Source organism: Nonomuraea sp. NPDC050540, from assembly GCF_044457485.1.
Lineage (GTDB): Bacteria > Actinomycetota > Actinomycetes > Streptosporangiales > Streptosporangiaceae > Nonomuraea.
In genome coordinates this window covers 118,810-131,993 of the sequence record NZ_JBITHA010000013.1, presented here as the reverse complement: position 1 = coordinate 131,993, position 13,184 = coordinate 118,810, and the positions used below count along the sequence as shown (strand labels likewise).

The 13,184-nt window shown below is 71.1% G+C and carries 12 protein-coding genes; 4 read left to right on the top strand and 8 right to left on the bottom strand.

Annotated features, from left to right (window positions below):
- Positions 1-106: 106 nt before the first annotated feature.
- The 4 genes from hutI to ACIBI5_RS36300 are packed head-to-tail and all read right to left on the bottom strand — an operon-like array spanning position 107 to position 4,417.
- A complete protein-coding gene (gene hutI / locus ACIBI5_RS36315) occupies positions 107-1,237 on the bottom strand; it encodes an imidazolonepropionase (RefSeq protein ID WP_397253477.1) in 1,131 nt (376 codons plus the stop codon).
- Positions 1,234-2,559, bottom strand: coding sequence for a formimidoylglutamate deiminase (locus tag ACIBI5_RS36310; protein WP_397253475.1), 1,326 nt, complete (start codon positions 2,557-2,559; stop codon positions 1,234-1,236). The genes hutI and ACIBI5_RS36310 overlap by 4 nt, the downstream gene beginning before the upstream one ends.
- Positions 2,550-3,704, bottom strand: a complete 1,155-nt coding sequence (locus ACIBI5_RS36305; protein WP_397253473.1) for an allantoate amidohydrolase — start codon at positions 3,702-3,704, stop codon at positions 2,550-2,552. The genes ACIBI5_RS36310 and ACIBI5_RS36305 overlap by 10 nt, the downstream gene beginning before the upstream one ends.
- A 26-nt stretch (positions 3,705-3,730) precedes the next feature.
- Complete coding sequence (locus ACIBI5_RS36300) at positions 3,731-4,417, bottom strand: SDR family oxidoreductase (RefSeq protein WP_397253471.1); 687 nt, start codon at positions 4,415-4,417, stop codon at positions 3,731-3,733.
- A 54-nt stretch (positions 4,418-4,471) separates the two neighbouring features.
- Between ACIBI5_RS36300 and ACIBI5_RS36295 the strand changes: the two genes are divergently transcribed.
- Genes ACIBI5_RS36295 through ACIBI5_RS36285 form a run of 3 tightly spaced genes read left to right on the top strand, consistent with a single transcriptional unit; the run spans position 4,472 to position 6,710 of the window.
- Entirely contained in the window at positions 4,472-5,002 is a 531-nt protein-coding gene (locus ACIBI5_RS36295) for a PadR family transcriptional regulator (RefSeq protein ID WP_397253470.1), read from the top strand.
- Positions 5,003-5,010: 8 nt separating this feature from the next.
- Positions 5,011-5,964, top strand: coding sequence for an ATP-binding cassette domain-containing protein (locus tag ACIBI5_RS36290; protein WP_397253468.1), 954 nt, complete (start codon positions 5,011-5,013; stop codon positions 5,962-5,964).
- Entirely contained in the window at positions 5,961-6,710 is a 750-nt protein-coding gene (locus tag ACIBI5_RS36285; protein ID WP_397253466.1) for an ABC transporter permease, read from the top strand. The genes ACIBI5_RS36290 and ACIBI5_RS36285 overlap by 4 nt, the downstream gene beginning before the upstream one ends.
- On the opposite strand, the gene ACIBI5_RS36280 is transcribed toward ACIBI5_RS36285, so the two are convergent.
- The 4 genes from ACIBI5_RS36280 to ACIBI5_RS36265 form a co-directional block, all read right to left on the bottom strand.
- Complete coding sequence (locus ACIBI5_RS36280; protein ID WP_397253464.1) at positions 6,687-7,517, bottom strand: MurR/RpiR family transcriptional regulator; 831 nt, start codon at positions 7,515-7,517, stop codon at positions 6,687-6,689. The genes ACIBI5_RS36285 and ACIBI5_RS36280 overlap by 24 nt on opposite strands.
- Positions 7,518-7,695: 178 nt before the next feature.
- Positions 7,696-9,357: a urocanate hydratase gene (gene hutU / locus ACIBI5_RS36275; RefSeq protein WP_397253462.1), complete on the bottom strand. Its 1,662-nt coding sequence runs from the start codon at positions 9,355-9,357 to the stop codon at positions 7,696-7,698.
- A 62-nt stretch (positions 9,358-9,419) separates the two neighbouring features.
- Positions 9,420-9,686: a hypothetical protein gene (locus ACIBI5_RS36270; RefSeq protein WP_397253460.1), complete on the bottom strand. Its 267-nt coding sequence runs from the start codon at positions 9,684-9,686 to the stop codon at positions 9,420-9,422.
- A 46-nt stretch (positions 9,687-9,732) separates the two neighbouring features.
- Positions 9,733-11,466, bottom strand: a complete 1,734-nt coding sequence (locus tag ACIBI5_RS36265; protein ID WP_397253459.1) for an ABC transporter ATP-binding protein — start codon at positions 11,464-11,466, stop codon at positions 9,733-9,735.
- A gap of 189 nt (positions 11,467-11,655) precedes the next feature.
- On the opposite strand from ACIBI5_RS36265, the gene ACIBI5_RS36260 reads away from it, so the two are divergent.
- The gene (locus tag ACIBI5_RS36260; protein WP_397253457.1) at positions 11,656-13,029 is read left to right on the top strand and encodes a DUF4331 domain-containing protein; all 1,374 of its coding nucleotides are present in this window, start codon (positions 11,656-11,658) and stop codon (positions 13,027-13,029) included.
- Positions 13,030-13,184: the final 155 nt, after the last annotated feature.

The following is a 13,184-nucleotide window of genomic DNA, read 5'->3' as shown; positions in this document are numbered from 1 at the left end:
CAGGCACCTCGTTCCCGCAGCTGCGTTCTATACCCGGCCAACGTGTGGTCCGAAGCAAAGATTCCCTAAACAGGTACGCCGCTGGGATGGTTCTGGTTGTCCTCCTTCAGGAGGAGACGGCCGCTACCAAGGGTACGCCCGGGCGGTATGCGAGGTGCACATACGAGGGTGCGTCGAGGGTCACGTAGTCCGCGCGCGACCCCGGCCGCAGCACGCCGACGTCCTCCCGCCGGAGCGCGCGGGCCCCGCCGTACGTGGCGGCCCTGACGGCTTCCAGCGGCGTCATCCTCATCTCCCGTACGGCCAGCGCGATGCAGAACGGCATCGACGAGGTGAACGACGAGCCGGGGTTGCAGTCGGTCGCGATGGCCACGGTGGCCCCGGCGTCGATGAGCCGTCGCGCGTCCGGGTAGGGCGAGCGTGTCGAGAACTCGGCCCCCGGCAGCAGCGTGGCCACGGTGCCGGAGGAGGCCAGCGCGTCCACGTCCGCGTCCGTCAGGTGCGTGCAGTGGTCGGCGGAGGCCGCCCCGAGCTCGACGGCGATCCGCACGCCGGGCCCCTCGGTGAGCTGGTTGGCGTGGACCCTGGGCAGCAGCCCGGCCTTGATGCCCGCGGTGAGGATCTCCCGCGTCTGGTCGCCGTCGAACGCGCCGCGCTCGCAGAAGACGTCCACCCATTTCGCGTACGGCGCGCAGGCCGCCAGCATCTCCCCCGCCACGAGCCGCACGTAGTCGTCGGCGTCCACCCCGGCGGGCACCACGTGCGCGCCCAGATAGGTGGTCTCGTCGACGAGGCCGGAGGCGATCTCCAGCGAGCGCCGCTCGTCCTCGACGCTGAGCCCGTAGCCGCTCTTGATCTCGACGGTCGTGGTGCCCTGGCGGCGCATCTCGGCGAGGAGCGCGGCGGCGTGCGTGGCCAGTTCGGCGTCACTGGCGGCGCGCGTGGCGGCGACGGTGGTGCGGATGCCTCCGGCCGTGTACGGCTGGCCGGACATGCGCGCGTCGAACTCGGCGGTACGGTCACCGGCGAAGACCAGGTGGGCGTGGCTGTCCACGAAGCCGGGGATGACGCAGCGCCCGGTGGCGTCCTCACGTTCGTCGGCCTCCGGCGCCTCGGCCGCGGGCCCGGTCCAGACGACGCGGCCGTCCTCGACGACCATGGCGGCGTCCGCGATCTCCTCGCGGGCGGGGTCGCCCGTGTAGAGGAGGCCGATGCCGTCGATCAGTTTCGCGCTCACCGCAGGGCTCCAATCGCCTCGGCCAGCATCTGACCGACATTTCCGGAAATGTGGTGGCCGTCGGCCACGATCTGGCGGCCCGAGGAGACCACCGAGTACACGTCCGCCGCCGTCGCCGCGAAGACCACCGCTTCGGCTCCCGTGGCGCCGGCCGTACGGACGGAATCGAGGCGGACCGTGACGAGGTCGGCCCACGCGCCCTCGGCCAGCACCCCCGCGTCCGGGAAGCCCAGCGAGGCGTGGCCGGCGGCCGTCGCGGCCGACAGCAGTTCGGCGGCGCGCCAGTGGCCGCGCTTCTCGCTGGCCAGGCGCTCGTCGAGTTCGACCGCCCGCGCCTCCTCGAACAGGTCGATCACCGCGTGGCTGTCGGAGCCGAGGGTGATCGGCGCGCCCTTGTCGAAGAGCGTCCTGGCCGGGCCGATGCCGTCGGCCAGGTCGCGTTCGGTGGTCGGGCACATGCAGACGTGCGTGCGCGAGCCGCCGAGCAGTTCGACGTCGGCGTCGGTGAGGTGGGTGGCGTGCACGGCGGTCGAGCGCGGGCCCAGCGCGCCGCGCTCGTGCAGGACCTGCACCGGCGTGGCCGCGTACCTCTCGACGCAGGCGGCGTTCTCGGCCCGCTGCTCGGAGACGTGGGCGTGCAGCGGCGCGGCGTGCCGGTGGGCGAACTCCGCGACCAGCGGCATCTGCTCGGGCGGCACCGCGCGTACCGAGTGGATCGCGGCCCCGGCCACCACGTCGGGCTGTCCGGCGTACCGCGCGGCCAGGTCCTCGGCCCGCAGAGCCCACCGCTCGGCGTCGCCGTCGCCGAAGCGGGCCTGCGCGCCGGCCAGCGGCGTGCCGATGCCGCCGGTCAGGTAGCAGGTGTCGAGCAGAGCGATGCGCAGCCCGGCCTCGCGGGCGGCCCGCACGAGCGCGTGTCCCATGGCGTTGGGGTCGGCGTACGGGCGCCCGCCGGGGGCGTGGTGCAGGTAGTGGAACTCGCCCACGCAGGTGATCCCGGCCATCGCCATCTCGGCGTAGACGGCGCGCGCGAGGGTCAGGTAGGAGTCGGGGTCGAGCCGGGCGGCGATCTCGTACATCTGGTCGCGCCAGGTCCAGAAGTCGCCCCTGCCTGTCTGGGTGGCGCCGCGCAGCGCCCGGTGGAAGGCGTGGGAGTGGGCGTTGGCCAGCCCCGGCACCGTGATCCCCGGCAGCCGCCGCGCGCCGGGCGGCGGCGGGCCCTGGGTGACGGCGGCGACGCGCTCGCCGCCGACCTCGACGATCACGCTCTCGGCGACGCCGTCGGGCAGCCACGCCTGTTCGCACCAGTAGGTCAGCGGCACAGGTCCTCCAGGACGTGGGCGAGCGCCTCGACCCCGGCCGCGCAGTCGGCCTCCTCGGCGTGCTCGGCGGGCGAGTGGGAGATGCCGGTCGGGTTGCGCACGAACAGCATCGCCGACGGCACCCCGGCCGAGGCGAGGATGCCCGCGTCGTGCCCGGCCCCGGTCGCCAGGACCGGCACGTCTCCGGCCGCGGCGGCGACGCGCTCACGCAGGGCCTCGTCGAAGTCGACCACCGGCGTCCAGGACTCCTCGCTGACCTGCTCGCCCGCGCTCAGTTCCGCCACCAGCGCCCGTACCGCCCGCTCCCAGGCGCCTCTGGCGTCCAGCCACGCCGAGACCTGTCCCGGGATGGCGTTGGCGTTGTTGGGCGAGACGCGCACCTTCCCGAACGTCGCGACCACGCCGTAGCGGCGCGCCGCCTCACGGGCGGCCAGCACCTTGCCCGCGTAGGCGAGCATCGGGTCGTCGCGATCCTCCAGGCGCGTGGTGCCGGCGTGGTTGGCCTGGCCGCGGAAGTCGAAGCGCCAGCGGCCGTGCGGCCAGATCGCGCTGGCCACGCCGACCGGCCGGCCGCGGTCGACCAGCCCTCTGCCCTGCTCGACGTGCAGCTCGACGAAGACGCCGACGTGCCCGAGCGTCTCCTCGTCCTTCCCCAGCCCGTACGGCTTACGCCCCGCCGCGGCCAGCACCTCGGCCAGCGTGCGCCCGTCGTCGTCGGCCAGCCCTCTGGCCCGGTCGGGATCGAGGACACCGGTCAGCAGGCGCGAGCCCATGCACGGCACCCCGAACCTGGCGCCCTCCTCGTCGGTGAAGCAGGCGATGCCGAGGGGCCGGCCCGGCTGGAAGCCTCGCTCCTTGAGCAGGTCGAGCGCCTGGAAGGCCGACACGACTCCGAGGGGGCCGTCGTAGGCGCCGCCCTGCCGTACCGAGTCGAGGTGGCTGCCCGTGACCACGCCCGGCGTCACCGACGGGTCGCCCCACCACGCCCAGAGGTTGCCGTTGCGGTCCTCGCGCAGTTCGAGGCCGCGCCGGCCCGCCTCCCCGGCGAACCATTCCCGCAGCTCCAGGTCCACGGCCGACCAGGCATCCCGGACATAGCCGTTGGTCGCGGGATCCCGCCCGATGTGCGCAAGTTCTCCAAGCATGGGGTCACTCTAGTGAATGAATCCATTCATAGGACAGGGCCGCTCCGCGGGCGGAGGATGAGATCGGTCAGGTGGGCGTCGGCGCCCGCGGTGACAGCGCCGAGAACCGCGCCGGCCACGGTCTCCGCGGCCAGGTACTTGTCCGGCTCGAACGCGCCGCCCTCCTGCTCGCGCACCGCGCGCTGCATGTCGGTGGCCACGCGGCCGGGGTAGAGGCTGGTGACGCGGAGTGCGGGCTCCTCCTGGCGCAGGGCGTCGGCGAAGGCGCGCAGCGCGAACTTGCTGGCGGCGTAGGCGGCCCAGCCCGGGTTGGCACGCTGGCCGGCGCCGGAGTTGACGCACACGACGTGGCCTGCGGCGGCGCGCAGGGCCGGCAGCAGCAGGCGGGTCAGCTCGGCGACGGCCACCACGTTGATCTCGTAGGTGTCGCGCCAGACGCTCGCCGGGGTGTCGGCGATGCGGGACAGCTCGGCCACGCCCGCGCTGTGCACGAGGACGTCCAGGCGTTCGACGTCCGGCAGGTCCGCGGCCCGCAGGCCGGTCAGCTCCACCGGCCACACCCGGGCGCCGGGAAGGTCCGCGGCGACCTCGGCCAGGGCTTTCTCGTCGCGTCCGCCGAGGATCAGTCGGTGGGTCGGGGCCAAGGCACGCGCGACGGCCGCGCCCACCCCGCGAGAAGCCCCCGTCACCAGCGCGATCGGTCGTTCACTCATGCCGTCACCCTAGTCACCCTTGACACATCCTCAAATTTGAACTCAAACTTGAGGATGTCTTCGACGCGTGTACTCATCCTCGGCACCCTGCTCGACGGCCCGCTCAACGGCTACCAGGTCAGAAGGCAGCTGGAGATGATGGGCGCCGACTTCTGGGCCAACGTCGCCTACGGGTCGATCTACCACGGGCTGTCGAAGATGGCCGACGAAGGACTGCTGGACGTCGTGGAGAGCGGCAAAGGCGGAAAGACCGTCTACGCGCTCAGCGACGACGGCCGTTACCAGTTCTTCCATCTGCTCATGACGTTCTGGAACGAGATCAAGCCCATCGTCGACCCGTTCCAGGTCGCGATGACGTTCATGGACCGGCTCGGCAAGCCCGAGTTGCTCGGCGCGCTGCGCGGCAGGAAAGAGCAGCTCACGATCGCGATCGCGATGACCGAGCGGGCCCTGGGCGCCAAGCGGGGCGCGGGCGCGCCCCGGCACATCGACGAGAACCTCAAGCTCAACATCGGCATGCTCAAGGCCCAGCTCGCCTGGTGCGAGGAAGCCGTGAAAAAGGTGGAAGCCGACGAGCTTCCCTGAGGAGAACAATGATCATTCAAGCAACGGACTTAAGGAAGACCTTCACCACGAAGAGCAGAAAGGGCGTCCAGACGGTCGAGGCCGTCAAGAGTGTGGACCTCGCGGTGAAGAAGGGCGAGATCTTCGGCGTGCTCGGCCCCAACGGGGCGGGCAAGACGACCACGATCAGAATGCTCGCCACGTTGATCGTCCCCGACGCCGGCCAGGCCGTCGTCGCCGGGCACGACCTGCTCAAGGACCCCGCGGGGGTACGGCGCAACCTCGGCTACGTCTCCCAGGCCGGCGGCGTGGAGGAGGCCAGCAGCCCGCGCGCGCAGATCGTCTTCGCGGCCAAGATCTATGGCGTGGCCGACCCGGGCCGGGCGGCCGAGGACGTGCTGCGCCGGTTCGACCTGCTGGAGCTGGCCGACCGGCCGGGCCGTACCTTGTCGGGAGGCCAGAAGCGGCGGGTGGCCATCGCGCTCGGGCTGGTGCACGCGCCCCCGCTGCTCTTCCTCGACGAGCCCACCACGGGCCTGGATCCGCAGAACCGCGCCAACCTCTGGGACCGCATCCGCGAGCTGCGCGAGATGGGCACGAGCGTGCTGCTCAGCACCCACTACCTCGACGAGGCCGACGCCCTGTGCGACCGGCTGGCGATCGTGGACCACGGCGTGGTCGTGGCCGAGGGCACCCCGTCCGACCTCAAGCGCGAGGTCTCCGGTGACGTGGTCACCCTGCGCCTGGACGAGCTCGACCGCGCGGCCGAGGCACTGGGCCCGCTGGCCCGCGCCGCCCGCGTGGACGAGGATGTGCTGCGCGTCTACCTCGACGACGGCGAGCACATGCTGCCCGCCCTGCTCAGGCGGCTCGAAGAGGAGCGGCTGGAGCTGCGCTCGATCGCGCTGGACCGCTCGACGCTCGACGACGTCTTCCTCGCCAAGACCGGACGCTCGCTCAGGGACACGGGAGCCGCCGTATGATCCGCGACACCTCGCTCTTCTTCGCCTACGAGGTCAGGAACACGCTGCGCAACCCGATCTGGCCGTTGTTCGGCATCATGCAGCCGGTCATGTACCTGCTGCTGTTCGCCCCGCTGTTCGCCGGCATGGGGTTCGCCGGTGATCTCGGGCAGGCGCTGACCAGCTTCGCCCCCGGCATGCTGGTGATCACCGCGCTGTTCGGCTCGATGGGCGTGGCGTACGGCACGATCTACGAGATGCGCAGCGGCGTCCTGGAGCGCATCGCGGTCAGCCCGACCCGGCGCCCGGCGATCGTCCTGGGACGGATGCTGCGCGACGTGGTCGTGCTGGTGATCCAGTCGCTCATCGTCATGGTGGTGGCCGTGATCATGGGCATGCGGGTCGGCCCCGCCGGTCTGCTGCTGATGGTGCTCCTGCTGGCGCTCACCGGGCTGTTCTCCTCCGGCGTGGCCTACGGCCTGGCGCTGAGCCTGCGCGACGAGAACGCCATGGGGCAGATCATGCAGTTCTTCGCGCTGCCGCTGATGCTGCTGTCGGGCGCGCTGCTGCCGATGGCCTTCGGCCCGGACTGGCTGGAGAAGGTCGCCTGGTTCACGCCCTTCTACCACCCGGTCGAGGCGGGCCGCGCGCTGTTCGCCGGGAACCTCGGCGACGTCAACGTCCCGCTGGCCTTCGCCATCATGCTCGGCCTCGCCCTGCTGACCGTGACCTGGTCCGTCCGGTCACTGAGGCGTATCGCAGGGTAGCTCGGAGAAGGTTCCGGTCTCCTCGGTCATCTTCTCGTACTCCTCCAGCCGCGCCTGGGTGCGCAGCGGCGCCGCGTCGGCCATGGCCTCGACCAGGGCCATGGCCAGCGCGAGCGGCGCGGCGTGGGAGTCGAAGACGAGCCGGTCGCCGACCGGGGCGTCGAGCACGACCTCGGCGGGAAAGTCCGGCCGGTCGGTGATGACCGCCGTGCGCAGCCCCGCCTTCTCGGCATATTCCAGAGCCTGTACGGCTTCCGCCGGATACCTGGGCAGCACGACCGCCAGCACCCACCCCGCGCCCGCGCGGCGCGCCGCGTGCAGCCCGTCGATCAGCTCGGAACCGCCGTGGACCAGCAGCCGCACGTCGGGGTGGATCCGGCGGGCGTAGTAGCCGAACGTGGTGGCGAGGCCCGACGACACCCGCAGCCCCAGCACCGGCAGCGGCTCGGTGGCGGCCAGCGCCTCGCCCAGTTCCTTGATCGGCAGGGCGCTCAGCCGCTCGCGCACGGCCGACAGGTTGCGGATCTCGTCGTCGAGCGCGGTGCGGATCAGCGAGTCCTCGGCGGGGCGCGGCCCGCCCAGCACGAGTGGCCGCAGGGCCTGCTTGAGCTCGGGATACCCGGCGAAGCCCAGGACCATCGCGAACCTGGTGACCGACGGCTGGCTGACCCCGGAGCGCTCGGCCAGTTCGACGCTGGACAGGAAGATCGCGTCATCGAGGTTCTCGGACAGGTAATGCGCGATCCGGCGCTGCACAGGCGACAGGCGCCGCCCGTCGAGCAGCGCCTCAAGCCCGGAATGCGTCACGCCACCTCCAACGCCGTCACTCATGCGATCCCATCCCGCGTATCCCGAAATGTGGGCACCACTTGGCCGGTCAGGCGGGCCTTGTGGCGGCGAGCACGCCGTCCGACGTGGGAAGCGCCCGGCGATCGGGCGCTTCCCACGGCGGCGGGAGGCGGTGGGGCGGCGGAGCCGTAACGGATCATCGGGAGTTCGAGGACTCCCTCATCGGGATGCGGACACCGCGCTCGTCGGCGACCGCGGCCGCCTCCTCGTAGCCCGCGTCGACGTGCCGCATCACGCCGGTGCCCGGGTCGTTGGTGAGCACGCGGCTGACCTTCTCCCTGGCCAGCGCGGTGCCGTCGGCCACGGTCACCTGGCCGGAGTGGATGGAGCGGCCGATGCCGACGCCGCCGCCGTGGTGGATCGAGACCCACGCGGCGCCGGAGGCGGTGTTGAGCATGGCGTTGAGCAGCGGCCAGTCGGCGATGGCGTCCGATCCGTCGGCCATGGCCTCGGTCTCCCGGTACGGCGAGGCCACCGAACCGCTGTCGAGGTGGTCGCGCCCGATGACGATGGGCGCCTGGAGTTCGCCGCTGGCCACCATGTCGTTGAAGCGTTCGCCGGCCAGGTTCCGCTCGCCGTACCCGAGCCAGCAGATGCGCGCGGGCAGGCCCTGGAAGTGGACCTTCTCCCCGGCCTTGCGGATCCAGCGGGCCAGTTGCTCGTTCTCGGGGAAGAGTTCCAGGATGGCCCGGTCGGTCTTGTGGATGTCCTCGGGCGAGCCGGACAGCGCCGCCCAGCGGAACGGGCCCTTGCCCTCGCAGAACAGCGGCCGGATGTAGGCGGGCACGAAGCCGGGGAAGTCGAAGGCGCGGGAGTAGCCGGCGAGCTGGGCCTCGCCGCGGATGGAGTTGCCGTAGTCGAAGACCTCGGCGCCGGCGTCCTTGAAGCCGACCATGGCCTCGACGTGCTTGGCCATGGACTCGCGGGCCTTCCGCGTGAACCCCGCGGGGTCCTTCTCGCGCGCGGCGGACATGTCCTCGAAGGCGATCCCCTGCGGCAGGTACATCAGCGGGTCGTGCGCCGAGGTCTGGTCGGTGACGATGTCGATCTCGGCGCCGCGGGACAGCAGGTCGGGCAGGGCGTCGGCGGCGTTGGCGACGACGCCGATGGACAGCGGGCGGCGCTCGTCGCGGGCCTGGTAGGCCAGGCGCAGCGCCTCCTCCAGGGAGGACGCCTCGACGTCGAGGTAGCGGTGTTCGATGCGCCGGGAGACGCTGCGCGGGTCGCAGTCGACGCAGATGGCGACGCCGCCGTTCATGGTGACCGCGAGGGGCTGGGCGCCGCCCATGCCGCCGAGCCCGGCGGTGAGCGTGATCGTCCCGGCGAGCGTGCCGCCGAAGCGCTTGGCGGCCACGGCGGCGAACGTCTCGTAGGTGCCCTGCAGGATGCCCTGGGTGCCGATGTAGATCCAGGATCCGGCGGTCATCTGGCCGTACATGGTGAGGCCGGCCGCCTCCAGCCTGCGGAACTCCTCCCAGTTGGCCCAGTCGGGCACCAGGTTGGAGTTGGCGATGAGGACGCGGGGCGCCCACTCGTGCGTGCGGAACACGCCGACCGGGCGGCCCGACTGCACCAGCAGCGTCTCGTCGCCCTCAAGCGTGGTCAGCGTGCGGACCATCGCGTCGAACGAGGGCCAGTCGCGTGCGGCCTTCCCTGAGCCGCCGTAGACGACCAGTTGCTCGGGATGTTCGGCGACCTCCGGGTCCAGGTTGTTCTGGAGCATCCGGAGCGCCGCCTCTTGCGGCCATCCTTTGGCGGTCAGCGTGGTACCTCTGGGCGCGCGCACGACCCGGCTCATGAAGCTCTCCTCTGAGTGACACTGAATGAACATATTCACCTATGTCACTCGAAGAGTACAGGTCAGCAGTGATAGCTGGGAGTCACCTTGACGGCTTCGTTCCGGCCGGCGTCGATCACCGCGGAGGCGGCGATGCAGCGGCCCTTGCCGTACACCTTCACCGGGCCGGCGTACTTGGCGTTGGCGATCTGGATGGACCCGCAGGAGAGGGAGCCGGAGGTCTTGACCGCGAGGTGCTCGATACGGTTGCCCACGCACTGGCCGGTCGCCGCCTGGGCCGGGGCGGACCCGAGGGCGGCGGCCGGACCGGCCAGGAGCAGGACCGTCATTGCCATTCTCTTCACTCGTACAACAGACAAACGTCCCGATATCTCACTAGCTCACCAGGAACTGGGTCGCGGCCAGCTCGCGGTAGAGCTCGTCGGCGCCCACCAGTTCGTCGTGGGTGCCCATGGCCCGCACCTTGCCCGCCTCCATGACCACGATGCGGTCGGCGTTGGTGACGGTCGACAACCGGTGGGCGATGACCAGCACGGTCGTCTCCTTGGCCACCTCGGCGATGACCTCGCGCAGGCGCAGCTCGTTGACCGCGTCCAGCTGCGAGGTGGCCTCGTCGAGCAGCAGCAGCCGGGGCTTGCGCAGCAGCGCGCGGGCGATGGCCACCCGCTGCCGCTCGCCGCCCGACAGCAGGACGCCCCGGTGCCCGACCGGCGTCTCCAGCCCCTCCGGCAGCCGGGAGACCAGGTCGTCGAGCCGCGTCCGCCGCACCGCCCGCCACAGGTCGTCGTCGGTGGCGTCCTCGGCGGCGAACAGCAGGTTCTCCCGCAGCGTCCCGGCCAGCACGGGCGCGTCCTGCTCCACGTAGCCGAGCGTGGCGCGCAGGTCGCCGAGCGGCCAGTCGCGGATCTCCCTGCCGCCGACGGCGATCGTCCCGCCCTGGTGGTCGTAGAAGCGCTCCAGCAGCGCGAAGACCGTCGACTTGCCCGCTCCGGACGGGCCCACGAGCGCCGTCAGGCCCCCGGGCGGCACGTCGAACGTGACGCCGTGGTGCACCTGTTCGCGGTCCTCGCCGTACTGGAAGGTGACGTCCTCGAAGGTCACGCCGACCGGCGCGCCCTCACGGACCGTCGGGGCCGAGGCGGGCTCGGCCGGCAGGTCCTCGATCTCGCGGATGCGCTTCAGCGCGGCCAGGCCGTTCTGCAGCTGCACGGCGCCCTCGACGAGCTGGCCGATCGGCGCCACCAGGTAGAAGAGGTAGAGCAGGAACGCGATCAGCGCCGAGACCTCGAGCGTGCCCCCGGCCACCCGGGCGCCGCCGACCGCCAGCACGCACAGGAACGCGATCTGGACCGCCATCCAGGTGGCCACTCCGGCCAGTGAGGTCCAGCCCGCCACCTGCAGGCCGCGGTCGCGGGCGCGTACCGCCGCCTCGCCGACGACCTCGACCTCGCGCTCCTCCGCGCCGCTCGCCTTGACCGTGCGGTACGCCTGCAGCGCCCGGTCGAGCACCGCGCCCATCTCGCCCACGGCCTCCTGCGCCTGGTGCTGGGCCTTCTGGATCTTCGGCATGACCAGCGCCACGAGGCCGCCGATGACGACGATGACCAGCAGCGTCACCAGCAGCAGGATGCCGTCCATCGCGGCCATCATGACGATCGCGCCGACGAGCATGAAGACGGAGCCGATGGAGTCGACGATGCCGTTGGTCAGCACCGAACGCAGCAGCGTCGTGTCGCCGGTCACCCGCGACAGCAGGTCGCCGGGCTTGAGCCGGTCCACGTCGGCCACCCGCAGCCTGAGCAGGCGGTCGACGAGCTTGCGCCGCGCCCCGAGGACGATGCCCTCACCGGTGCGCTCCATCAGGTAGCTGCCCCCGGCCGAGACGACCGCGCCGACCAGCACCGCGACCGTGAGCCCGATCAGCGGCGCGGCCATGGACTGCTTGGCGCCGAACGCGTCGACCACGTACTTGGCCAGCAACGGCATGGCCAGGCCCGCGATCGAGCCGATCAGGCTGAGTACGCCGCCCAGCACGAGGATCCCCCGATGCGGCCTGAGGTACCCGATCAGCACCTTGAACGGCGCCTTTCCCCCTGCGTCCTCGTCCATAGTTCCCCTTTCCGGAATTTCCGATAACTCCAACGAACGAACGGCTCAATCCGTACCCGTCAACCTAAATTGACGACCTAAGTATGTCAACTTTGATTGACTTCTCATCCCCGAGGAGGAGTCGCGCGAATAGGGCTTCGAGGAACCCGGCCGGAACCTCAGCCAGGACCAAGACTGAAAGGACCGAACATGGAGCTCCGGATCAACCGGCGCGCCCTTGTCGGACTGGGCGTTGCGGCGGCACTGACCGCCTCCTCGTTCGCCCTGCTCCGTACCGACACCGGCACGGCTTCCTCGCACCGCGAGGCACCGGCGATCTCGGGCGACCCGCGTAACGACAACACCGACGTCTACGCGTTCGTCAGCCCCGACAAGCCCGACACCGTCACCCTGCTCGCCAACTGGATCCCGTTCGAGGAGCCCCAGGGCGGCCCCAACTTCTACTTCTTCGACACCAAGTCCCGCTACAACATCAAGATCGACAACGACGGCGACGCCAAGCCCGACATCACCTACCAGTGGACCTTCCGCGACGAGGACAAGCGCGGAAACACCACGTTCCTGTACAACGACGGGCCCGTCACCTCGCTCAACGACCAGAACCTGCTCTACCGCCAGCGCTACACGCTCAAGCGGATCACCGAGAGCGGCACCAGCACCATCGTCGCCAACGGCGTCGTCGCCCCCAGCAACGTCGGACCCGCCTCGATGCCCGACTACGGCACGCTGCGCTCGCAGGCGATCACCAACATCCCCGGCGGCAAGACCTTCGCCGGGCAGTCCGACGAGGCGTTCTTCCTCGACCTGCGTGTCTTCGACCTGCTGTACGGCGGCAACCTGTCCGAGGTCGGCCAGGACACGCTCAAGGGCTACAACGTCCACACGCTCGGCCTGCAGGTCGCGGCCAAGGACCTGGCGCTCAAGTCCGACGCCAAGCGCAACCCGGTCATCGGCGTGTGGTCCACCACCGACAAGTGGGGCCCCGACGGCTACAAGCAGGTCTCGCGCCTGGGCGAGCCGCTGGTCAACGAGCTCGTGGTGCCCGCCGGGCTGAAGGACGCGTTCAACGCCCTGCCCCCGGAGAAGGACGCCGACGTCCCGGCCGTGGTCAAGCGCGTCACCGACCCCGAACTGGCCAGGCTCCTCGAGTCCATCTACGGCATCAAGGCCCCGGCCACCCCGCGCAACGACCTGGTCCAGATCTTCCTGACCGGCATCGCCAAGGGCAACGGCCCGATCATGGCCGACCTGAACTCGCAGTCGCTCAACAAGGACGCGGGCAAGCTGCGTCCCGCCGAGATGATGCGGCTCAACATGTCGATCCCGCCCACGAAGGACCCGAACCGGCTCGGCGTGCTCGCCGGTGACCTGCAGGGCTTCCCGAACGGCCGGCGGCTCAGCGACGACGTCGTCGACATCGAGCTCCAGGCCGTGGCCGGCGCGGCGGTGACCGGCAAGCTCATCCCGGCGCTGACCGACAAGGTCGACCAGAACGACAAGACGTTCGGCGCCACGTTCCCGTACATCCCGCTGCCCAGCAATGTCGCGGTGAACCAGCGATAGGCCACCACCCGGCCGCTCCTCCTCTCCGGGAGCGGCCGGTCCCCTCGGCGGGCGACACTCCCGAACGCCCGCCGTCCGACCGGCCGGCCGCTCCCCGTCGCGGCCGGCCGGTCATCTCCACTCCCGCCCGTAGCGGCCCGGCCGGTCATCCCCAC

Coding starts and splice junctions, on each gene's coding strand:
- ACIBI5_RS36290 (WP_397253468.1), top strand. CDS start 5,011: ATGATCATTCAAGCAACGGACTTAAGGAAGACCTTCACCACGAAGAGC.
- ACIBI5_RS36300 (WP_397253471.1), bottom strand. CDS start 4,417: ATGAGTGAACGACCGATCGCGCTGGTGACGGGGGCTTCTCGCGGGGTG.
- hutU (WP_397253462.1), bottom strand. CDS start 9,357: ATGAGCCGGGTCGTGCGCGCGCCCAGAGGTACCACGCTGACCGCCAAA.
- ACIBI5_RS36295 (WP_397253470.1), top strand. CDS start 4,472: ATGTCTTCGACGCGTGTACTCATCCTCGGCACCCTGCTCGACGGCCCG.
- ACIBI5_RS36270 (WP_397253460.1), bottom strand. CDS start 9,686: ATGACGGTCCTGCTCCTGGCCGGTCCGGCCGCCGCCCTCGGGTCCGCC.
- ACIBI5_RS36265 (WP_397253459.1), bottom strand. CDS start 11,466: ATGGACGAGGACGCAGGGGGAAAGGCGCCGTTCAAGGTGCTGATCGGG.
- ACIBI5_RS36285 (WP_397253466.1), top strand. CDS start 5,961: ATGATCCGCGACACCTCGCTCTTCTTCGCCTACGAGGTCAGGAACACG.
- ACIBI5_RS36260 (WP_397253457.1), top strand. CDS start 11,656: ATGGAGCTCCGGATCAACCGGCGCGCCCTTGTCGGACTGGGCGTTGCG.
- ACIBI5_RS36305 (WP_397253473.1), bottom strand. CDS start 3,704: ATGCTTGGAGAACTTGCGCACATCGGGCGGGATCCCGCGACCAACGGC.